We start from the raw sequence: 21,168 nt of genomic DNA on the forward strand, positions 1-21,168 counted from the left end.
GGACCGGCTCTAGAATTGGACCGAAGATGAATTATGCCAACTTTCCTCTCGACAAGAGGATGCCATTGCCGAATTCGGACGCAGGAGACGGCGAAGACTTCATCGATATCGAGCGGCTGCTTGGCATGGCCGCACGGCAGGCCAAGGTGGTTGCCGTGTGTGCCGTCATCGGTCTCTTCCTGGGCCTGCTCTATTTGCAGACAACGCCGCCCAAATATCAGTCGATCGCCAGCGTGCTGATCGACGAGGGCTTGAACAAGATCGTCGACGACATTTCGGCGACGTCGACAACCATGCAGACCGATTCCGCCATCCTGAGCCAGATCGAGATCCTGACCTCGACGCGGCTTGCCGCCGTGGTCGTCGACAAGCTGAAGCTCGACCAGAACGACACGTTCATGAATCCGCCCCAGTCGGCGCTTGCCCAAGGCATAGGCCTCATCCGCAGCCTGATCCAGTATGTCCGCCCCAGCTCTTCCATGCCGGGTGGCGCTGACTTCAGCAAGCTCGACCCGGCCGCCCGCGATGCGCTGATCGCCACGTCGCGCCGCGACTACGCGATCCTCAAGCTGCAGAACGAGATCCGGGCGGAACGCGTCGGCCGAAGCTACGTCATCGCGCTCGGCTATCAGGCGACGGATCCGGCCTTGGCAAACGCCATCACCAAGGCCTATGCCGATGCCTATCTCGCCGATCAGCTCGATGCCAGCTTCGATGCCACCGAGCGGGCTGCGGTCTGGCTGCAGGGCCGGTTGACGGAGCTGCGCCAGAGCTCGCAGGCAGCTTCGCTCGCGGTTGAGAAATTCAGGGCTGAACATGGGCTGGCGGCCAACAGCGATGGCCAGCTGATGAGCGACAAGCAGCTTTCCGACCTCAACGCCCAGCTTATCGTGGCGCAGGCCGATACCGCACGCGCCAGCGCCCGCTACCAGCAGTACAAGGCCATCGTCGACAGCGGCTCCGAAAACGCTTTCAAGGATGCCGCCATATCGAGCGACCAGCCAAGCAGCTCGGTCATATCGGCGCTCAAGACCCGCTACCTCACGGTGGCCAAGCGGCTGCAGGACGTCGAGGCGAATTTCGGCCCCGAGCACCCGCAGGCGGTGGCTCTCTCCAAGGAGAAGGCCGACATATCGACGCAGATTTTCGGCGAGCTGAAGCAGCTGACCGAAAGCTATCGCAACGAATATGAGGTGGCGCAGGCACGCGAGACCGCGCTCAGGGCCAATGTCGCGGCCGCGCAAGGCAAGAGTTCCGTCGACAACCAGACGCAAGTCAAGCTGCGTGAACTCGATCAGCAGGCGACGGCGCTCACCACGCTCTATCAGACATTCCTGGGTCGTTACGAGGAAGCCGCGCAGCAGCAATCCTTCCCGGTCGGCAAGATCCGCATCATCTCCGACGCGTCGATGCCGATGGCGGCCTCAAGCCCGCGCACCATCGTCGTGCTCGGACTTTCGCTGGTGCTTGGCCTGCTGATGGGCGCCGGCTTTGGTGGCCTGAACGAGTTCAACGAACGCTTCTTCAGGACCGGCGAGGACGTGCGCGACCGCGTCAACCTCAAATTCCTCGGCTACCTGCCGACGATCGGCGGCAAGCTCGGCAAGGAAGAAAAGCCGGGCGAGACCCAGGTGGACGCCAAGACCACCCAATCGCTGTCTTCAGCCGAAAAGCGGGCGCGCATGCGGGTCAGCATCGATTCTCCAGCCTCGATGTTCTCCGAAACGCTGCGCAGCGCCAAGATCGCCTTCGACGTCGTGATGGAAGGGCAAGGCAGCCGCGTCATCGGCATCATCTCGGTGCTTCCCGGCGAGGGCAAGTCGACGGTCGCGGCAAATCTCGCCGGCTTGCTTGCCGCCAATGGCTCCAAGACGCTGCTGATCGACGGCGACTTGCGCAATCCCGGCCTCAGCCGAGGCCTTGGCATGGAAACCGAGCAGGGCTTGATGGAAGCGGTGGTCGGCGGCCAGACCTGGCAGTCCGTCGGCAAGATCGACAGGCAGACGAAGCTGGCGATCATCCCGGCGGTGCTGCGCGGTCACTTCTCGCATACCAGCGAACTTCTCTCCTCGGCCGGCATGCGGCGCTTCATCGAGAACGCCAAGGAGACGTTCGAATACATCGTCGTCGATCTGCCGCCGCTCGGACCGGTGGTCGACGCCAAGGCCTTCGCGCCATTGGTCGACGGTTTTGTACTGGTCACCGAGTGGGGGCGCACCCCGCGCGCGATGGTCAGGTCGATGCTGGAATCCGAACCCTATGTCGCTAACAAGATCGTCGGCGCGGTGCTGAACAAGGTCGATTTGAAGAAACTGGCCAAATACGGCTCGTTCGGCGGCTCGGAAAAATTCTTCGATAAATATTCGAGCTACTATCTGGAAAAGTCGGAAGTGCGCGGCAAGGCGCCGGTCTGACGTCGACCGTTGCGCGAGTGGGTCCACTCTGAAGTGTATCGATCTTCAGGCCAGCACACCTGAATATCGTTGCGCGTCAGGAGAAGATCAGCCTGCCTTGCTTGTCGGCGATCCTGACGGCGGTCAGGCGTCCGCTCTGGAAGGCGGCCGTGTCGATGCCGAGCCGGCGCCCTTCGAGCTTCGGGACATCCACCGGCGTATGCCCGTGCACCACCCAGCGGTCGAGCAGGTGCGTTGCCTCGAAGAAGTCCGAACGGATGTTGATCAGGTCATGGTCGGTTTGCGCCGCAAGGTCGACGCCGGGCCTGATGCCGGCGTGGACAAACACGAACTTCCGCGAACGGACCATGATCGGCAGCCCGCGCAGGAAGCTGACGTGATCGTCCGGAATGATCTCCCTTATGCGCCGGTCGATCTGCGCGCTGCTCCCGTAGAGGCTGGTGAGGCGCGCCGGATCGATGCCATAGGAAAACAGGGTTTGCAGGCCGCCCGTCGCCAGCCAGGGTTCGCGGGACAGATTTCCGTCGAGATAGTTCAGCATTGCCACTTCGTGGTTGCCCGCAAGACAAATGCGCTGAAATCCTTTCGGCGGCGGCGCCAGGAGGTGATCGAGCACCCGCGCCGACTGAAACCCCCGGTCGATGTAGTCGCCAAGCATGACGATGATCTTGCGGCTCTGGAAGCGCAGCGAATCGAGCAGGATCTTCTGCTCCAGCGCGCGGAGTTCCTTGTAGCAGCCATGCACGTCGCCGATCGCATAGACGACAGCGTCCTGCATATCGATATCGAGGCGCGGACGCGCCGCGATGCGGGGTTTTCGCTGGAACAGGGTCACGTGCCGGGCGTCTCGAGGCAAGCTCTCATGCCGAAGGCATAAGTGCCTGTTATCATGCCCGAAACGAAGAATTCCGCAATCGTGGAAAATGTAGCTGCGCCGGGTCGGCACCGCCAATGCATGTCGCTCGGAAGTGAGCTCCGTTTTGGGAGAGCGATCCGTGGAACAAAGGCCTGGAGTGGGCCTGAATCCGCTCAGGCGCGACATGCTTTAGGTCGGCGGACGGGCCGGTCTGCCGGACCGTCGTCAGGCTGCCTTAAGCCGATAACGGAAAACGGTATGGTCGAGCAGCAGCCGGATGCGTGGTTCGGCCTCGGTCGCCACTAGCCAGCTTGCCGCGATCATCGTCGCGCCGACGACCGCCATCGAGAACAGATGCGGCAGACCGGCGCGGACCAGGATGCCGAGCAGGGCCGCGCCGACGACATCGTGCAGCAGGTAGAGCGGATAGGTCATCAGCCCGATCCGGCGCCAGCCGCTCCAGGAGAGGTCGAGCCGCAGCGACCACGCCATCAGCGCGATGCCTATGAGGAAGATGAGGATCGGCGGGGCGAAGGGCATATCACGCCCGACCTTCAGGATATGAACGTCGACCGAACTGGCGATCTGCAGCACACCACCGGCCAGGAACAGGGCGCAGAAGGCTAGGCGGGCGGCTGTCACCGCCTTGAAGCGCATCAGCCACAGCATGACGCCGGTGGCGAAGAACACGCCGTGATGCACCAGAAGCAGGTCGAGCGTGCGTGTTTCGGCAAGGTCGGCCCAGTCGAGCGGGTAGTAGAGGCACCAGAACAGCGCGCTGACCAGGCCGATGGCGAGCGCCACAATTTCCATTAGATGGAAGCGGCCGAGCCGCAGCAAGGTCCAGACGACGGCATAGAAGGCGATCTCGATGCCGAGCGTCCAGTAGACGCTGTCCACCCATGGCGCGTAAGGGGCGAACAGGCCGGTGCGGACGAGCCTGACGACGGCATCGGTCGGCCAGCTGAGGCCGACGATCAAAAGCACCGCCGCAGTGACAGGCGCACAGATCCACACGGCCGGCGCCAGCCGTTTCACCCTGCCTTCGAAAAACCGCAGGGGTGTCGACCTTTCGGCGCTGAAGGCGATGACGAAGCCGCTGATGACGAAGAAGATCTGGACGCCGACCCAGCCGGATTCGACCCAGGCGCCTATTGCCGGCTGCGGGGGAACGCCGCCCGTGGCGCGCGCCGAAACACCGTCAGGATACGCCCACACCCAGAAGCCATAGTGGTAGACCATGACCATGACGGCGGCGAGAAAGCGCAGGATGTCGACGCCGCCAAATGTAATCTTCTGCTGAGCCATGCGACCTTTGTCGATGGCCCCCCGCGAACGACTTTAGGGTGCATTGCTGCGTCGCACAATAAAAGTATTGCTTGCCGATCGAAAAGGTCGTCCGCGGCCCACCTTCAGTGGCTCAAAGGCCGATCCCACGTTCCTTCAGCGCCGCAGTGATCTCGTCGAGGATGACCGGATCGTCGATGGTTGCCGGCATGGCCCATTCCTCCTTGTCGGCGATCTTCTGCATGGTGCCGCGCAGGATCTTGCCCGATCGCGTCTTGGGCAGGCGCTTGATCGTCACCACCGTCTTGAAGGCGGCGACCGGGCCGATGCGTTCGCGCACCAGGCCGACCACCTCGTTCTCGATGGAGCCGATATCGCGGGTCACACCCGCATTCAGCACCACGAAGCCCAGCGGAACCTGGCCCTTCATGGCGTCGGCAATGCCGATGACCGCGCATTCGGCGACATCGGGATGGGCCGAAAGCACTTCTTCCATGGCGCCGGTTGACAGCCGGTGGCCGGCGACATTGATGATGTCGTCGGTGCGGGCCATGACGTAGAGATAGCCGTCCTCGTCGACCATGCCGGCATCCGCCGTCTTGTAGAAGCCGGGGAACTCGTCGAGATAGGCTTGGCGGAACCGTTGATCGGCATTCCACAGCGTTGGCAGGCAGCCGGCCGGCAGCGGCAGTTTGATCACCACATTGCCCAGCGTGCCGCGCTTCACCTCATGGCCAGCATCGTCGAGCACGCGGATGTCGTAGCCGGGCATAGGCACGCCAGGCGAGCCGTATTTCACCGGCAGCAGGCCAAGGCCGGCGGGATTGATCGTCATCGGCGAGCCGGTCTCTGTCTGCCACCAATGGTCGACCACAGGCACATTCAGCTTCTGCTCCGCCCATTTGATGGTTTCCGGGTCGGCGCGCTCGCCGGCAAGAAACAGCGTGCGGAACTTCGAGAGGTCGTGTTTGGCAATGAACTCGCCCTTCGGGTCCTGCCCCTTGATGGCGCGGAATGCGGTCGGCGCGGTGAACAGCGCGACCACGCCATGCTCCGCTATCACCCGCCAGTAGGTGCCGGCATCGGGCGTGCCGACAGGCTTGCCCTCGAACAGGATGCTGGTGCAGCCATGCAGCAGCGGTCCGTAGACGATGTAGGAATGGCCGACCACCCAGCCGACATCGGATGCCGCCCAGAACACCTCGCCCGGCTTGACGCCGAACTCGTTTTCCATCGTCCATTTCAGCGCGACCATATGGCCGCCATTGTCGCGCACGATGCCCTTGGGCTGCCCGGTCGTGCCCGATGTGTAGATGATGTAGAGCGGATCGGTGGCAAGCACCGGAACGCAATCGACATTGGCGCCCGCTGCCCGTTCGCGGGCGACCGCATCGGCGTAGTCGATGTCGAAATGCTCCTTCAACTCGCATCGCAACTGGTCGCGCTGCAGGATCAGGCAGGCGTCCGGCTTGTGGCGGGAGATCTCGATCGCCTTGTCGAGCAACGGCTTGTAGGCAACGACGCGGCCTGGCTCCAGGCCACAGGATGCCGAAATGATCAGCTTCGGCCTGGCATCGTCGATGCGGGTGGCAAGCTCATGCGAGGCGAAGCCGCCGAAGACCACCGAATGCACCGCGCCGATGCGGGCGCAGGCGAGCATGGCGATGGCCGCCTCGGCCACCATCGGCATGTAGATGATGACGCGGTCACCCTTGCCGATGCTGCGGTTCTTCAGCACCGAAGTCAGCGCGACGACCTCGCGCTTCAGCTCGGCATAAGTGAACTTTTTCACGGTTCCGGCAATCGCACTGTCATGGATCAGCGCGATCTGGTCGGCGCGGCCGCCGGCGACGTGGCGGTCGATGGCATTGTAGCAGGTGTTGCAGGTGGCGCCGGTGAACCAGCGGCCATAGACACCGGCATTGGCGTCGAACACCTTGTCCCAGGGCGAATACCAGTCGATGGCGCCGGCCGCTTCCGCCCAGAATTGTTCCGGATCGCGTTTCCAGCCTTCATAGACCTCGTGATAGCGTGAAGCCATCCATACCTCCCCGGGAAATGTTTTTCTTCCTTCCAGATAGCGCGCTCTACCCTTGGCCGCAAATCCACGCCATTGTGACGACGGCATCGACCTGGCGCTTGGGGGCAAGCAGCTATGACATGCGAGACGGGACTGGGGTGGTGATGTCTGCTGCTGTTCGGATCATCGGGCGCTTTTCGCTATCGTCGGTCATGGGCGCCGTACTTGCTATGTCCACCGGAACCGCTGAAGCCGGCGATGCCGCGGCACGGCACATCATCGGCTTTTCGCCGGATGGCGCTTATTTCGCCTTCGAGCGATATGGAACGCTCGACGCCGGCGCCTCGGACTCCGGCTGGTCTGAGATCGACATCATCGATACCCGTACGGATCGGTTCGTTGGCGGTAAGCCGATCCTCGTCGTCGATGAGACGGAGGAGGCGACACTGACGCTGGAGCAGGCGAGGGCGCAGGCCGCCGCTCAGGCGGCGCCCATTCTCGCCCATTATGCAATCACATCCCCAGCCGAGCAGACAGCGTCCGACAAATTCACCTTTCCGGGTGAAATGGTTGCCTACAACGACATCTCCCGCCTCGAACAGGTCTCGCAGAAATGGCTGTCGCCGCTCCATGGCGAAACGGGCGTTTCGACCATCCAGCTCGACGAGATCCTGGCAGCCAGCACGAGCGATTGTTCGGCGAGTTTCGCAACGACGGAGCAGCGCGACACATCTGGCAAGGCACTCGGCTTCCGGCTGACGCTGCAAGGCCAGGACGGCAAGCCGTTCAAGATCCTGCACGAGGACAAGACCGTGCCGGGCTCAAGAAACTGCCCGACCTCCTACAGCCTGTCGGAATCCTACGAACTTACCCCGGCCGGCAAGCCGGCGGTGATCGTTGTGTTGGTGCAGCGTTTCAGCCAGGGTTTCGAGGGGCGCGATCGCCGCTTCCTCGCGGTGACCGGGGAGCCACGCTGAGAGGTCACGCCCAAGCGCCGGCGGCCGCTCTGTCTGAAGGTTGTTTCTAGATCGGCAGGGCCACAAGCATGAGGCCAATGCCGCCAGCGATCAAAATGGCTGTCGCCAGCGCTTTTCTATGACGTTCGAAGCTCGTCGGAGCTCGCTCCCAATTGTAACGCATACGCTATCTCCCCAATACCCAGGCAGGTTTTACCTTACTTAGGGGAAGAAATGCAACGTCCGCTGCCGGCAGCCCGCTGTTTGTCACGTTTCACCGATGACTATTTCTGGGCCGAATGCGGCCGGGAAGACGCAACCGAGCAGGTTCTAACGCGACTGGCGCGGAGAATCTGTCAGCAAGGCCGTTGGTCCGCGCACCGGGCTCCCGTGATCGGCTGATAGACAGCGCTCCACCTCCGCGCTATCTGATTTCCGGGATGAGCATGGCTTGGAGGGGGCGTGGTGGAAATAGTCTCTGGAACCGTTCTGCGGCTGGCCGAGGATGCCTCGGTGCAGCATGTGGGCGATGGCGCAGTCGTGCTTTTGGCGCGCAGCGGCCAGCTCTATACATGCAACGGCACGACCGAAGCCTTTCTCGACAAGGTGGACGGCGCGCGCAACCTCGACCAGATCGTCGACCTGCTTTGCGAGGAGTTCGAGGTCGACAAGGGGACGCTCGATCAGGACATGGCGGCACTGGCCACGGATCTGATCTCGGAAGGTATCCTCGCCGCGTCAGGTGCTTGATGGCTGACGGCCCGCTCCTGCGCGCTCTTTTTCGCTGCCATCTCTGGGCGAGCGCGCGGCTGATGCCGGTCCTTGTCACCAACCGGAGCTTCGAGGAGGTGCTCAAATGGGCGCCGCTCGCCTCGTCGACGCCCTATCGCGGTCTGGCGTCCGCCTACATCGTCGCGAGCGTCAACCGCACGGTCCGCCATCCCTGGCTGATGCGTGACCGCAGGTGCTTGAGGGAAGGTCTGCTCGGTCATCGTTTCCTGCGACTAGCCGGCTTCGATCCGGACCTGCGCTTCGGCGTCGATCCGCAGTCCATGCAAGCGCAGCGTCTATCGGCGCATTGCTGGGTCTGCCTCGACGGCAAGCCGGTGGTCAGCGACAAGCTTCCCGGCATGGTCGAGATCTATCGTCATCATGCCGATGCCGTAAAGGCGCGTCCCGCTTGACCAGACCTTCAGCCTGCTATGGCCTCAACGGCCTGATCCTTGGCATATCGGCCGAGCGCTCCGAGCTGTGGCAGGATTTCGACCGGATGCTGGGCAGCCTGCGCATAGAGGAACCCGTCGCGCCGGACTTTCGTCTTGAGATCACCGAGACAGACACGCTGGACGAGACACCCAATGGATCCCTGGTCTTCGATGGCGAGGTGCCGGAGGATGGTCCCTGCCGGATGATCGAGGATGGCGGCATTGTCCATCTGGTCTTTCCCGGGCGCCAAACCGTTGCGATCAATGGTGGGGAAAGTTGGGCCGAACTCCGGATTCGTACCGGTACGAAAGCCGCCTGGACGCCGTCGATGTTGGTTCTGGATGCCGCGCTCGACGCCGGTGGCCAGCATATGCTGCATACGGCCGGGCTGACCTTGCCTGACCGCGATGCGGTGGTGCTGATCCATGCGCCGAGCGGCACCGGCAAGACCACGACGTCGTTGGCGCTGGCAACACAGGGCTTTGGCCTCTGCTCCGACGACGCCATGATCCTGAATGTCGCTTCGGGCAAGGTCGTGGCCTGGGGCTTGCCGCGCGCCGTCAAGATCCACCGGAAGACTGCCGAAATGATCCCGCAGGTGGCGCCATGCCTTGGCCAGACGTGGGATCGCAACGGCGAACAGCCGGTCTCGTTAGAACGGTTAGAGGGTATCATCCGGGTGGAAAACGCATCCGCCCGGCCGGTGGCGGCGCTTCTGCATCTGGCGCGTTCCGCCGACGGCCAGACCCGGCTCGTCGCCATGGCCAGGACCGACGCGATGGTGGCGCTGGCAGTAGACAATGTCCGCACCGGCATGACCGGGCTGCTGCCGATGCAGAAGCGCAGGCTGGCGACCATCGCCGGGCTGGTCAATGCGGTGCCGACCTTCCAGCTCGAAGTAGGCGGGCGCCCCGCTGACGCGGCGGCGCTGATCCGCGCTACCCTGGATTGACGTCAAGTCAGGCTACTTGCGGCCTGGCCTTGGCCAATCTCTGAATCCACCGGAAGGCGTCGCGGCGCAGGCGCGAGCCCAGTCTGTCCCTGGAATTGACGCCAAGCAGCGTATTCGTTGTGATCAGCCGCCTGGCCAGCCGTATGGAGAGGTCGGGCTTGATGCGGCCGGCGAGTTCGAGCGCGCGGCTCTCGTCGAACAGCTGGCCGGTCACATTGAGCACGATTGCCAACTCCAGTTCGATGCCGGTCATGCGGGCAGCGTCGAACAGGCGTGCTTCCGCTTCGGGTGATTGCAGCGCCCGCACGCCTTGCAGCACGTCCACGCAAAGCTGCAGGCGGTGGAATTTGTGGCCGCCGGCGGCGTGCACGATGGCGATCGTTAGAAGAGCCGCCGGCGTGTCCGTGGCTTCGCCGTCGATGGCGCGCAATTCAGGGAAACCCAGCGACAGGCGCCGCCGCATGCCGGTGTCATGCACGAGGTCGCCATGCAGTTCGACCAGCAGGCTGGAATTCTCTTTTTCCAGCCATTTGAATTCCTGCAATTCGTAGGATTCGGCCTCGTTGCTGCCAAGCTCGAAGCCGCATGCCGCGATCACCTGGTTTGCCCTGGCCAGATTGGCGGGTTCGACCAGGATGTCGATGTCGGTGAAGGGCCTGTCGGCGACGTTGCGGTAGAGCTTTCGCGCGAAGACGGGTCCCTTGACGATCCGCGCCGGAATATTGTCCGCCGCCAGTCCCTTCATGATGCGGTCGCCATGATACTTCAACAGCATCGACTGGCCGGTGGCGATCGTTGCCTTCTGGCGCAGATCCTCCAGCTTGCCGTGCAGGTCGGCATCCGCTGGCAGCCGCGCGTCCCCGCTGAGCTTGCGCAACATAATCGGCAGCACGCCGTGAAACTCGGCATTGTCGAGCAGCGCCGTCAGCGTCTTTGCCGACAAATCTTCGCCGCCTGCCGCCGCCTCGGGGTCAGCGAAGCGCAGCAAGAGTCTTTCTTCGGCGGAAGTAAGCGGTGGCAGCATCAACCCAGCTAGCATTGCGAGCAAGTCAGGAATGGTTGCAGAAAAGCCTAATGTAAGCCAGCTTTTACATGCCCCAGCGCAGCGCCGCAGTGTGTACCGGCGCGTCCCAGAATGCGGTCGTCTCGTCGTCGAGCATGGTCAGCGTGATCGAGCAGCCGGCCATATCGAGCGAGGTGACGTAGGAGCCGACCAGCGAACGGGTCACCGTCACGCCATGCTTCTCGAAGATTAGCCGTGCGCTGTTGTACATCAGATAGAGTTCCATCAGCGGCGTGCCGCCGAAGCCGTTGACGAACAGCAGCGCCGGGCCTTTCGCTTTGTCGCCGAGATCGCCGAGGATCGCGGCGCAAATCTCCTGCGCGATCGCATCGGCGCTTTTCAGCGCATCGCGCCGGCGGCCGGGCTCGCCATGGATGCCGACGCCGAACTCCATCTCGCCGTCGCCGATATCGAAAGTCGGCTTGCCCGCTGCCGGCACGGTGCAACTGGTCAGCGCCACGCCCATCGAGCGGGTAGCAGCGTTGACGCGGTCGCCAAGCGCCTTCAGCGACGCCAGAGCCAGGCCATGTTCGGCCGCCGCGCCGACGATCTTTTCCACCACCAGCGTGCCGGCGACGCCACGCCGGCCCGTCGTATAAGAAGAATTCTCGACCGCGACATCGTCATTGGTCACGATCTGCTGGACGCCTTCCGACATTTCGGCCGCCATCTCGAAATTCATGACGTCGCCCTCATAGTTCTTGACGATGAACAGGCAGCCGGCGCCGGTGTCGACGGCCTCTGCCGCCGCCAGCATCTGGTCCGGTGTCGGCGAGGTGAATACCTGGCCGGGGCAGGCGGCGTCCAGCATGCCGTGACCGACAAAGCCGCTATGCAGCGGCTCGTGACCGGAACCGCCGCCGGAGATCAGCGCCACCTTGCCCGGCCGCAAGGTCTTTCGGCGGATGAATTTGTGCTCGTCGCCGAGCACGAGGATGTCGGCATGGGCGGCGACGAAGCCGTCGAGGCTTTCGGTCAGCACCGTGTCCACCGAATTGATAAACTTCTTCACGGCCGTCTCCTCCCGAAATAGGCCAGATAGCAAGTGATCAGCCACTCTTGCCGGTGATGCTGGTGATCTTTTGGATAAAATCGTTCACCGCCTTATCGAGCGCGGCGTTCTGCTTGTCGTCGCCGAAATCCGGCACGATCAGCGAGACATGCCGCGTCTTGCGCATGCCTGATGCGATCGACATCTTGCCTGGATGCGCCTGGTGATAGGCGGCGAGAAACTGGTCGCGCTCGGCCGGGCTGAAATGGCAGACGGAAAATATAGCCGGCAAATGTTTTGACGGAATCGGGATCGAATAGGCAGGACTGGAAATCTGCGTGACGAAGCTGCGGTGCTTGCCGAGCGCATCGGCCAGGCGCTGGCGCATACCGGACGGGCGCTGGTCGATAACCTGCGACAGGATCGTCTTGTAGGCGCGGATCGCCTCTTCGGAACCGGGTTCGGGTGTCCTGTCGACCATGCCGGCCGCGCCTAGACAGAAACGTCCGCGATGGCCGCCTTGGCCATGGCGAGTTGCGCCGGCGCGACGGAAAGATCGCGCAGGCCGGCCTCGATCAGTGACGGGATCGAGGCTGGATCGCCGGCTGCATCGCCGCACAGGCTGACCGGGATCTCTTCCCGCTGGCCAAACGCGGTCACGGCAGCGATCAGCCGCAGCACGGCCGGATGACGGACCGAATTGAGATGCGCCACGGCAGCGTTGTCGCGGGCGGCCGCCATGACATACTGGGTGAGATCATTGGAGCCGATCGAGAAGAAGGCGGCATCGGTAAAGGCTTCCGGTACGATCGCCACCGAAGGCACTTCGACCATGATGCCGAGCGGCGGCATGTTGTGTGCGACGCCGCGTGCGGCAAGTGCAGTCTGCTCTTCGGCGAACATCGCCGCTGCCTGTCGGTATTCCTCCACAATGGCGATCATAGGGAACATCACTTTCAGGCTGCCATGGACAGCGGCGCGCAGCAGCGCCCGGATCTGTACACGAAACACCTCGGGTCTTGCCAGCGACAGCCTGATCCCGCGCAGGCCGAGAAACGGATTGCTCTCCTCGACCGTAAAGCCGGGCACCGGCTTGTCGCCGCCGGCGTCAACGGTGCGGATCGTCACCGGTTTTTCACCGGCCCACGCCAGCACCTTGCGATAGGCGCGATACTGCGTCTCCTCATCCGGCAGCGTCTTGCCGAACAGGAATTCGGTGCGCATCAACCCGACTCCGTCGCAGGTCGTAATGTCGATGAGGTCGACATCGGACGGGTCGGCGATGTTGACCTGCACGCGCACCGCCGTGCCGGCCTTGGTCACCGCCGGTCGCGCCAGGAACGTCCCGGCCCGGTCGCTCCGCGCCCGGAATGATGAGGACGATTGGCGAAAAGCAGCGATTTCAGTCTTGGAGGGTGACAGCACAATGCCGCCATGTTCGGCGTCGAGCAGCGCTGTGCCGGTTAGACGAGCCAGCGAAGTGCCCAACCCGACAACCATCGGCACGCCGCGCGAACGCGCCAGCATGGCGACGTGGCTGGCGGTGCTGCCCGCCTTCAGTGCGATGCCGCCGCCGCGGCTCCAGTCGGTTTCGAGAAAACGCGTCGGCGCGATATCCCAGCCGTAGAGGATGGCGCCGGTTGGCGCCTGGACGTCGCCATCCTCGGACAGCGCCCGCAGCACCTGGTCCCTGATATCGCGTATGTCGGCGGCCCGTGCGCGGAAATAATCCTGGTCTGAAGCGTCGTAGCCGGCAATCTCGGTATCAAGTGCTTGCCGCCAGGCTTTGTCGGCTGGCAGGCCGGTGCGGATCGCGGCAAAGGCCGGGCTGCTCAGCGCATCGTCTTGCAGCATGGCGATCTGAAACTCGAGAATGTCGGCGGCATCGCCCTCGGCCATCTCGCTCAATGCGGTGAGACGGCTTGTCGCGACGGCGATTGCGGCTTCGAGCGCGGCCTTCTCGTCGTCGGCTGTTTTTTTGCCGACATAGGATACGACAGTCTGGTCGAGGTCGAACAGTGGCCCCTCGGCATAGCCGGCCGAGGCCGAAATGCCTTGCAGTCTAAGCGGTTCGGACATGGTCCGCGCCTTCGTCGAAATCGCGCCGCACCAGTTCGACCAACGCGTCGACGGCATCATTGGCGCCGTCACCGCTGGCCCTGATGTGCAGCACGGTGCCCTTCGGCGCCTTGGCCGCCATCACCTTGACGATGCTCTTGGCGTCGAACCATGGCCCGTTGGCGGCGAGCGCGATCTCCACCTCGGCGGCAAAACTCTTGGCCAGCTTGGTGAACTTCACCGAAGGACGCGCGTGCAGACCCACCTCGTGGGTGATCACAACGGTCGCTTCGGCGGATGCGGACATGTCTTTCAAAATTCCCGTTCGTTCACGACGGCGACAATTCATGTGCCGTCGCCACCACTTCCCGCAGCGAGGCGCCGCCGGAGGCCTCGGTCGCTGCCATCACCGCGCCTTCGACGATCGGCGCGTTGCAGACGATGATCTTGTGCGAGCGTGGCTCGCCGATCATCTCCACCGCCATTTCCGAGTTGGTCTCGGCGCCGCCGAGATCGACCAGAATGGCGACACCGGCTTCCGACCAGGCCTTGTCGATGGCGCCCATGATCGCCTCGACATTGGTGCCGAGCCCGCCATGGCCGTTTCCGCCGCACCATGCAAGCGGCACTTCGTCGCCCACCATCTGCCGCACCATGTCGGCCGTGCCCTCGGCAACCAGCGGCGAATGCGAGACGATGACGATGCCGACATTGCTCATGCGCTTTCCCCGAGGCTGTGCGCCACTGTGCGCACCAGCAGCGCGGTTGAGCGCGCGCCGGCGTCCATATGACCGATCGATCGGTCGCCCAGGAACGAGGCGCGGCCACGCAAGGCTTTCATAGGCAGGGTCGCGTCGGCCGCGGCGTCGGCGATATCGGCGATTTCAAGAGCTGTCTTTCCCTGCAGCAGCGCGTCATGCACCGGCTGCAGCACGTCGAGCATGGTTTTTTGTCCGATCTGCGATTTGCCGCGTGCTGCCACAGCTTCGATCGCCTTGCCGAACGCCGCCGTCAGATTGGCGCGATCGGGTTTCGCCGAAATCTCCTTGCCGAGTGCCAGGAACAGGGTGCCGAACAGCGGGCCGGAGGCGCCGCCGACCGTCATCACCAGCTTGGTGCCGATCGCCTTCAGGGCATCGGGCAGCGGTTTGGCCGAAAATGCTTCGGCTTCGGCGCGCACGGCCTCGAAGCCGCGCTTCATGTTCAGCCCGTGGTCGCCGTCGCCGATCGCCTGGTCGAGCGCCGTCAATTCCTCGGCGTTCGCGGCGATCGTATCCGCGGCGGCCGCGATCAGCCGGGCAAGGTTCAACGCCGCCATGTCACCCGCATTCCCGGTTTCCATCTTGCCGGCAGTATCGAAAGAACGGTCATTCGACAACTGGAGCATACGTCAGGCCGCTTCTTGCAATGCCGCGGCCGCCGCGAAGACTTCGGCCACCGCGTGAGCGCCGGGGTCGACCACACCTCGCAGCTTGTTGCCGACATAGGCCGACCGCCCGGCTTTTGCCTTGTCCATGGCCGCCGTGGCCTCGGCACCATGGCGGGCTGCTGTTGCCGCCTCCTCAAGGCCGTTCGCGTCGAGCGCTTTGAGCGCCGGCTCAAGCGCATCGACCATGGTTCTATCGCCAATTCTGGCGCCGCCATAAAAGGTCATCCGTTCAAGGCCGGCAAGCAGCGCCTGGGCCAGGCTCGCGCCGCCGCCCAGAGCCTGCGCCGCCGCCGTGAAGAAGATCGACAGCAGCACGCCGCTGGAGCCGCCCATCGACGCGCTCAGAATGTCGCCTATCGCGCCAAGGGTGGCTGCAGGCTCGGCAAGCGGTAGCGTGTCGAGCCGCTCGAGAACACTGCGCGCGCCGGTCGCCACCGTCGAACCGGTGTCGCCGTCGCCTGTTTTGGCGTCCAGTCCGTTCAAAGTCGCTTCGAGCGCGATCAGCCTTTCGCAGATGGTAACGAGAAGAGGCCGAGTCCGCGCATCCTGGCTGGGCTTGCGTGCCACGCTTTGTCCGGCCGCTTTCGCCATCGGCACGACGGCAGGTGAAACAACCGGCTTTGCCGGTATCCAGGCATGCGGGCCGACCGGCGCCTGCAAGGCGGTTTCGCGCGCCGCATCCAGCCGGATCAGCGACAGCGAGAAGCCGTTCATGTTGAGCGCCGTCATCAGCGGGCCCGGGCCGATCGTCAGCTTGATGGTTTTGGCCAACGGCGAGGCAAGCACCGCATTGGCGATAACGGACATTTCGAGCGGCGGCACGGAGCCGAGATTGTTGATCAGCAAGGCGTAGGTGGCCTTGGGATCAAGCCGCTTCGCAAGGCGCTCCGCCATGATCGCCACCAGCCTGTCGGCGCTCTGCACCGAAATCCGCTCGACGCCCGGCTCGCCGTGAATGCCAAGGCCGAGTTCGCCATCGTTCTCGCCAAATCTGTCTTCGTTCGGCTGGCCCGGGATCGAGCAGGACGACAGCGACATGCCGAGCGAAACGATGTCCTTGGCCGCCGCCCGTGCCGCTGCCGCGATTTCAGCCAGATCGTGGCCGGCTTCCGACAGGTGGCCTGATATCTTGTGCACGAACAAGGTGCCAGCAACGCCGCGCGGCTGGGTGATGTCAGGCAAAGCGATATCGTCGGCGACAATGACCATCTCGACACGAAACCCTTCGGCGCGCGCCTTCTCTGCCGCCAGGCCGAAATTGAGACGGTCGCCGGTGTAGTTCTTGACGATCAGCAGGCAGCCGGCCGGGCCGGTGACCGCGCGAATGGCCGCCAGCACCGCTTCGACGCTTGGCGAGGCAAAGATCTCGCCCGAAACCGCCGCCGTCAGCATGCCCCTGCCGACGAAGCCGGCATGTGAAGGCTCGTGCCCGGCCCCGCCGCCGGAGACGATACTGACTTTCGTCTTGTGCCAGTCGGCGCGCAGGACGACCTTGATCTCGGGATAGCCGTCGAGGCGCGCGAGTTCGCCGGAGCCAATGGTTCGTAGCAGGCCGTCCAGCGCCTCGGTGACGATCGTTTCCCTGCGATTGAAAAAGTGCTTCATCGATTCGTCCTGTACTGGCAAAGTCAAAACCGGTGCTGAATCACCGAAAACCGCTCACATCAATCGCTGTCCATCGGCGCCGAAATACAGCGGCGCCCGGTAGCGGATCACCACTTTGTCGCCCTGCGCCAGATCCGTGTCGGGATCGGTCAGCGTCACCAGTTTCCTGGTGCCTACCGTCACATGCAAATGGTTCTGGTCACCGAGATGCTCGACCCAGTCGACAACGCCATCAGCATGGCCATTCGCGGCCTTCGCGATCGTCAGATGCTCGGTGCGCGCGCCGATCGTCTTGGTGCCGGCCGGTGCGCCGCCGTCAGGCAGCAGCCCGGTCGGCAGAAGATTGATCGCCGGCTGGCCGAGCCTCGCCGCGACATGCAGGTTTGCCGGCTCTGAATAGATGGTGCGCGGCGAGCCGATCTGCACCAGCACGCCCTCGGTGAGGATGCCGATGCGGTCTGCCATCGTCATCGCCTCGATCTGGTCGTGGGTGACGTAGAGCATGGTGGCGCCGAGCTCGGTCTGGATGCGCTTCAGCTCGAGCCGCAGATCCGCCCGCAGCTTGGCGTCGAGCGATGACAGCGGCTCGTCCATCAGATAGATCGAAGGCTTGCGCACCAGCGCGCGGCCGATGGCGACGCGCTGCATTTCGCCGCCCGAAAGCTTGGTCGAGCGGTTGGCGAGCTTGTGATGGATGCGCACCATCTTCGCCACCTCCTCGACCCGGCGGCGGATCTGGTCTTCCGGCATTTTCCGCGCCGGCGAGCGCAGCGGAAAGGCGAGATTGTCGAACACCGACAGATGCGGATAGAGCGAATATTGCTGGAAGACGAAGGCGGTGTCGCGCTCGGCCGGCGACAGCGTCGTGGCATTGTGTCCGCCGATCTCGATCGTGCCGCTGTCCGGCCGTTCCAACCCGGCGATGAGCCGCAGCGTCGTCGTCTTGCCGGCCCCGGTTGGCCCGAGCAGCACGACGAATTCACCATCTGCTATGTGCAGGTCGAGGCCGTCGACGGCGACATGGTCGCCGAAACTCTTGGTCACGTTCTTGATGTGCACCTCAGCCATGCTGGGCCCTCCGTTCCGAGGCGACATCGTGGATCGCGGTTCTCACCGCGCGGCCCGATCCCTTCTCGAACAGCGACAGCCGCGCGCTGCTCAGCGTCAGGCCGACATGGTCGCCGGTGGCGAGCCTGATTTCGGCCGGTACGCGTGCCTTGATGATGCCATCCGCCGTCTCCACCGCGACGATCTGCGTGGTGCCGAGATATTCGGTGCCGTAGATGGCGCCGCGCAATTTTGAGGCGTCGTCGAAGCGGATGTGTTCAGGGCGGATGCCGAGCGCCATGTCGCCAGGTGCGATGTCCTCGCGCACCTCCGGCACCGCGACCTTCGCGCCTTGCACGATGATCTCCCTGGCGCCCTTGGCGAGCCCGCCGCCAAATCCCAAAAAGTTCATCGGTGGCGAGCCGATGAAGTCGGCGACGAACATGGTCGCCGGGCGGTCATAGATTTCGCGCGGGCTTCCGAACTGCTCGATGACGCCATGGTTCATCACCGCGATCTTGTCGGCCATCGACATCGCTTCCATCTGGTCGTGCGTGACATAGACCGTCGTGGCATGGATGCGGTTGTGCAGTTCGCGCAGCTCGTGGACCATCAAATCGCGGAATTCGGTGTCAAGGGTTCCCAGCGGCTCATCCATCAGGAAGCATTTTGGCCGCCGCACGATGGCGCGGCCGAGCGCGACGCGCTGGCGGTCGCCGCCGGCAAGTCCGGAGACGGATTTGTTGAGCAGATGGTCGATGCGCAGCAGCTTCGCCGTTTCCTCGACCCGCGTGCGGATTTCGGCCGAAGGCATGCCTTGCGCCAGCAGCGGGAAGCCGATGTTCTTGCGCACATTCATGTGCGGGTAGAGCGCGAACAGCTGGAAGACGAAGGCGATGTCGCGCTCGCGGGCCCGCAGCATGGTGACGTCGTCGCCGCCGAGCAGGATCTGGCCGCCGGTCGGCAGCTCAAGCCCCGCGATCATGCGCAAGGTCGTCGTCTTGCCGCAGCCGGACGGGCCGAGCATGACGAAGAACTCGCCATCCTCGACGACGAAGTTGGAATCCTGCACGGCGACGAAATCGCCGAAAGCCTTTCTCAGGTGCTGGACACGGATTTCGGCCATGATTATTCCGGGAACTTGGAGACGATGATGAACATCACGGTGCCAGCGAGCATGGTGATGAAGGAGTAGGTGTAGAGCGACAGCGCGAAGGGCTGGAACAGCATCAGGAAGCCGATGGCGATCAGCGCTGTCGCGATGTTTTCCATCAGCCCGCGCCGTGCCCAGGCCGGCCAGCGCGATTTGCGGTTTCCAGGCTTGGTCAAGCTCATTTGCGCACCGCGCCGAAGGTGATGCCGCGCAGCAATTGCTTGCGAAGCAGGATGGTGAAAACCAGGATCGGCACCAGGAAGATCGTCGTGCCGGCCGCGACCGCCGGCCAGTCCTGGCCGCCTTCGCCGATGATGGTCGGGATGAAGGGCGGCGCGGTCTGCGCCGTGCCGGAGGTCAGGAGCGCTGCGAACGCATACTCGTTCCAGGCGAAGATCAGGCAGAAGATGGCGGTCGCCGCTATGCCGGTCGTCGCCTGCGGCAGCACGGTGCGCCAGAAGGCCTGCAGCCGCGTGTAGCCGTCGATCATTGCCGCTTCTTCATATTCGCGCGGGATCTCGTCGATGAAGCCCTTCAGCAGCCAGACAGCCAGCGACACATTGACCGCCGTGTAGAGCAGGATCATGCCGAGCGCGGTGTCCGACAGGCCAAGCTCGCGGTACATCAGGTAGATCGGAATGGCGACGGCGATCGGCGGCATGAAGCGGGTCGACAGGATGAAGAACAGGAGGTCGTCGGCGAGCGGCACCTTGAAGCGCGAGAAGCCGTAGGCCGACAGCGTGCCTAGGAACACGGCGCAGAAGGTCGAACCGAAGGCGATGATCAGCGAATTGACGAAGCGCGGCAGGAAATTGGACGGACCGGCGATCACCATGTTGCGCTTGCGCGTGGTCTCGTCGCAGAAGCCCGTCGCCGGGCCCAGCGAGTTGATGTATTCCGGCGTCTGCCGGGTCCGCGTCGTGAACAAATTGCAGTAGCCCTCGAGGCTGGGCTGGAACAGGATCTTGGGCGGATACGCGATTGAATCCGGCGGCGTCTTGAAGCTGGTGGCGAAGATCCACAGCAGCGGCACGATCGAGATCAGTGCGTAAAGCACGATGATCGTGCCGGCGATCCGTTTCGAGTTGCTGCTCGGTGCGACGACCGAATGGGCTGTGGTCAGGCTCATCTCTGCTTCACCTTGTTGAGCGCCTTGACGTAGATGTTGGCCAGGCCGAACACCGCCACGAAAAGGATGATGGCGAAGGCCGAGGAATAACCGGTGCGCCAGCTTTCGAAAGCCTGCCGCTTCAGCGTTATCGAGGCGACCTCGGTCGTCGAGCCCGGCCCGCCGCCGGTCAACAGATTGACCATGTCGAACATCTTGAAGTTCTCGATGCCGCGAAACAGCACAGCCAGCATGATGAAGGGCAGCGCCATCGGCAGCGTGATCGACCAGAACTGCCGCCAGTTCGAGGCGCGGTCGACCTCGGCCGCCTCGTAGATGTATTCGGGGATGGAGCGGAGGCCCGCGAGGCAGATAAGCATCACGTAGGGCGTCCACATCCAGGTATCGACGATGATGATCGACCAGGGCGCCAGCGACACGTTGGAGAGCATCTGGATATCGGTCGGCGGGATCCTCGTGACAAAGGAGATCGCATAGGCGAACAGGCCGATCTGCGGCTCGTAGAGGAAGCGCCAGAAATTGCCGACCACCGCCGGCGACAGCATCATCGGCACCAGGATCAGCGTCGTCCAGAAAGCGTGGCCGCGGAACTTCCTGTCGATCAGCCAGGCCAGCGTGAAGCCGATCAGCGTCTGCAAAAGGATCGTCCAGAACACGAAATGCGCGGTCGTCTGCATGGCGATCCAGATATCCTTGTCGCCGAGGATGCGCTGGTAGTTGGCAAGGCCGAGATTTTTCACCACCTCGTTCGGGCGGTTGGCCCGGTAGTTGGTGAACGACAGATAGATCGCCCAGAACAGCGGGAAGATGTTGATGGCCAGCAGCAACAGGATCGTCGGCGAGATGAACAGCCAGGCGAGGCCCTTGTCGCTGATGCCCCGGACTTTGCGGGCCAACGGTTCCGGGGTCGCCCGGGCAACGTTCTCCGCGGTCCGATTGAGCATGGTGAGTCCTGCTTCGGTCACTTGGTCGTCTCTGTCATGGAATTTATCTGAACTGCAT

Annotated in this window: 21 protein-coding genes; 5 read left to right on the forward strand and 16 right to left on the reverse strand. The window is 63.5% G+C overall.

Annotated features, from left to right (window positions below; all coding sequences use genetic code 11):
* Window positions 1-26 precede the first annotated feature (26 nt).
* Entirely contained in the window at window positions 27-2,414 is a 2,388-nt protein-coding gene (locus tag AC0L2D_RS06445) for a polysaccharide biosynthesis tyrosine autokinase (protein WP_473540632.1), read from the forward strand.
* Window positions 2,415-2,490: 76 nt separating this feature from the next.
* On the opposite strand, the gene AC0L2D_RS06450 is transcribed toward AC0L2D_RS06445, so the two are convergent.
* The 3 genes from AC0L2D_RS06450 to AC0L2D_RS06460 form a co-directional block, all read right to left on the reverse strand.
* Window positions 2,491-3,249, reverse strand: a complete 759-nt coding sequence (locus tag AC0L2D_RS06450) for a metallophosphoesterase family protein (protein WP_013528097.1) — start codon at window positions 3,247-3,249, stop codon at window positions 2,491-2,493.
* Between the two features lie 246 nt (window positions 3,250-3,495).
* Window positions 3,496-4,578: an acyltransferase family protein gene (locus AC0L2D_RS06455; RefSeq protein ID WP_473540634.1), complete on the reverse strand. Its 1,083-nt coding sequence runs from the start codon at window positions 4,576-4,578 to the stop codon at window positions 3,496-3,498.
* A 112-nt stretch (window positions 4,579-4,690) separates the two neighbouring features.
* A complete protein-coding gene (locus AC0L2D_RS06460; RefSeq protein WP_473540635.1) occupies window positions 4,691-6,598 on the reverse strand; it encodes a propionyl-CoA synthetase in 1,908 nt (635 codons plus the stop codon).
* Between the two features lie 143 nt (window positions 6,599-6,741).
* Here AC0L2D_RS06460 and AC0L2D_RS06465 point away from each other — a divergent pair, with 143 nt between their 5' ends.
* The 4 genes from AC0L2D_RS06465 (at window position 6,742) to AC0L2D_RS06480 (ending at window position 9,691) form a co-directional block, all read left to right on the forward strand.
* Window positions 6,742-7,554 carry a DUF2259 domain-containing protein gene (locus AC0L2D_RS06465; protein ID WP_473540636.1) on the forward strand — a complete coding sequence of 271 codons (813 nt, stop codon included), beginning with the start codon at window positions 6,742-6,744 and terminating at the stop codon, window positions 7,552-7,554.
* A 441-nt stretch (window positions 7,555-7,995) separates the two neighbouring features.
* Window positions 7,996-8,283, forward strand: coding sequence for a PqqD family protein (locus AC0L2D_RS06470; protein ID WP_064992959.1), 288 nt, complete (start codon window positions 7,996-7,998; stop codon window positions 8,281-8,283).
* Entirely contained in the window at window positions 8,283-8,717 is a 435-nt protein-coding gene (locus tag AC0L2D_RS06475; protein WP_064992960.1) for a lasso peptide biosynthesis B2 protein, read from the forward strand. Before AC0L2D_RS06470 ends, AC0L2D_RS06475 begins: the two co-directional genes overlap by 1 nt.
* Window positions 8,714-9,691: a phosphoenolpyruvate carboxykinase (ATP) gene (locus AC0L2D_RS06480; RefSeq protein ID WP_064992961.1), complete on the forward strand. Its 978-nt coding sequence runs from the start codon at window positions 8,714-8,716 to the stop codon at window positions 9,689-9,691. The genes AC0L2D_RS06475 and AC0L2D_RS06480 overlap by 4 nt, the downstream gene beginning before the upstream one ends.
* Before the next feature lie 7 nt (window positions 9,692-9,698).
* Here AC0L2D_RS06480 and AC0L2D_RS06485 read toward each other — a convergent pair whose 3' ends face one another.
* From AC0L2D_RS06485 to AC0L2D_RS06545, 13 genes are all read right to left on the reverse strand, one after another.
* Window positions 9,699-10,715: a nucleotidyltransferase family protein gene (locus AC0L2D_RS06485; RefSeq protein ID WP_024501819.1), complete on the reverse strand. Its 1,017-nt coding sequence runs from the start codon at window positions 10,713-10,715 to the stop codon at window positions 9,699-9,701.
* A gap of 64 nt (window positions 10,716-10,779) precedes the next feature.
* Window positions 10,780-11,766 carry a dihydroxyacetone kinase subunit DhaK gene (dhaK, locus tag AC0L2D_RS06490; protein ID WP_024501818.1) on the reverse strand — a complete coding sequence of 329 codons (987 nt, stop codon included), beginning with the start codon at window positions 11,764-11,766 and terminating at the stop codon, window positions 10,780-10,782.
* A gap of 37 nt (window positions 11,767-11,803) precedes the next feature.
* Window positions 11,804-12,226: a hypothetical protein gene (locus AC0L2D_RS06495; RefSeq protein ID WP_013528088.1), complete on the reverse strand. Its 423-nt coding sequence runs from the start codon at window positions 12,224-12,226 to the stop codon at window positions 11,804-11,806.
* 11 nt (window positions 12,227-12,237) lie between these two features.
* On the reverse strand, window positions 12,238-13,824 hold the full coding sequence (gene ptsP, locus AC0L2D_RS06500) for a phosphoenolpyruvate--protein phosphotransferase (RefSeq protein WP_473540637.1): 1,587 nt from the start codon (window positions 13,822-13,824) through the stop codon (window positions 12,238-12,240).
* Window positions 13,808-14,110, reverse strand: coding sequence for an HPr family phosphocarrier protein (locus tag AC0L2D_RS06505; protein WP_013528086.1), 303 nt, complete (start codon window positions 14,108-14,110; stop codon window positions 13,808-13,810). The genes ptsP and AC0L2D_RS06505 overlap by 17 nt, the downstream gene beginning before the upstream one ends.
* Window positions 14,111-14,132: 22 nt before the next feature.
* Window positions 14,133-14,522: a dihydroxyacetone kinase phosphoryl donor subunit DhaM gene (gene dhaM / locus AC0L2D_RS06510; RefSeq protein ID WP_013528085.1), complete on the reverse strand. Its 390-nt coding sequence runs from the start codon at window positions 14,520-14,522 to the stop codon at window positions 14,133-14,135.
* Window positions 14,519-15,121, reverse strand: coding sequence for a dihydroxyacetone kinase subunit DhaL (gene dhaL, locus AC0L2D_RS06515; protein ID WP_064993041.1), 603 nt, complete (start codon window positions 15,119-15,121; stop codon window positions 14,519-14,521). The genes dhaM and dhaL overlap by 4 nt, the downstream gene beginning before the upstream one ends.
* A gap of 72 nt (window positions 15,122-15,193) precedes the next feature.
* Window positions 15,194-16,837 carry a dihydroxyacetone kinase subunit DhaK gene (locus AC0L2D_RS06520; RefSeq protein ID WP_064992964.1) on the reverse strand — a complete coding sequence of 548 codons (1,644 nt, stop codon included), beginning with the start codon at window positions 16,835-16,837 and terminating at the stop codon, window positions 15,194-15,196.
* A 54-nt stretch (window positions 16,838-16,891) separates the two neighbouring features.
* Entirely contained in the window at window positions 16,892-17,905 is a 1,014-nt protein-coding gene (locus tag AC0L2D_RS06525; RefSeq protein ID WP_064992965.1) for an ABC transporter ATP-binding protein, read from the reverse strand.
* A complete protein-coding gene (locus tag AC0L2D_RS06530; protein WP_013528081.1) occupies window positions 17,898-19,010 on the reverse strand; it encodes an ABC transporter ATP-binding protein in 1,113 nt (370 codons plus the stop codon). Before AC0L2D_RS06530 ends, AC0L2D_RS06525 begins: the two co-directional genes overlap by 8 nt.
* A 2-nt stretch (window positions 19,011-19,012) precedes the next feature.
* Window positions 19,013-19,219, reverse strand: coding sequence for a hypothetical protein (locus tag AC0L2D_RS06535; protein ID WP_013528080.1), 207 nt, complete (start codon window positions 19,217-19,219; stop codon window positions 19,013-19,015).
* On the reverse strand, window positions 19,216-20,166 hold the full coding sequence (locus AC0L2D_RS06540) for a carbohydrate ABC transporter permease (protein ID WP_013528079.1): 951 nt from the start codon (window positions 20,164-20,166) through the stop codon (window positions 19,216-19,218). Before AC0L2D_RS06540 ends, AC0L2D_RS06535 begins: the two co-directional genes overlap by 4 nt.
* Window positions 20,163-21,110 (reverse strand): carbohydrate ABC transporter permease, encoded by a 948-nt coding sequence (locus tag AC0L2D_RS06545; RefSeq protein WP_013528078.1) that lies wholly within the window; start codon window positions 21,108-21,110, stop codon window positions 20,163-20,165. The genes AC0L2D_RS06540 and AC0L2D_RS06545 overlap by 4 nt, the downstream gene beginning before the upstream one ends.
* Between the last annotated feature and the right edge of the window lie 58 nt (window positions 21,111-21,168).

It is taken from the genome of Mesorhizobium sp. WSM4833, from assembly GCF_055811095.1.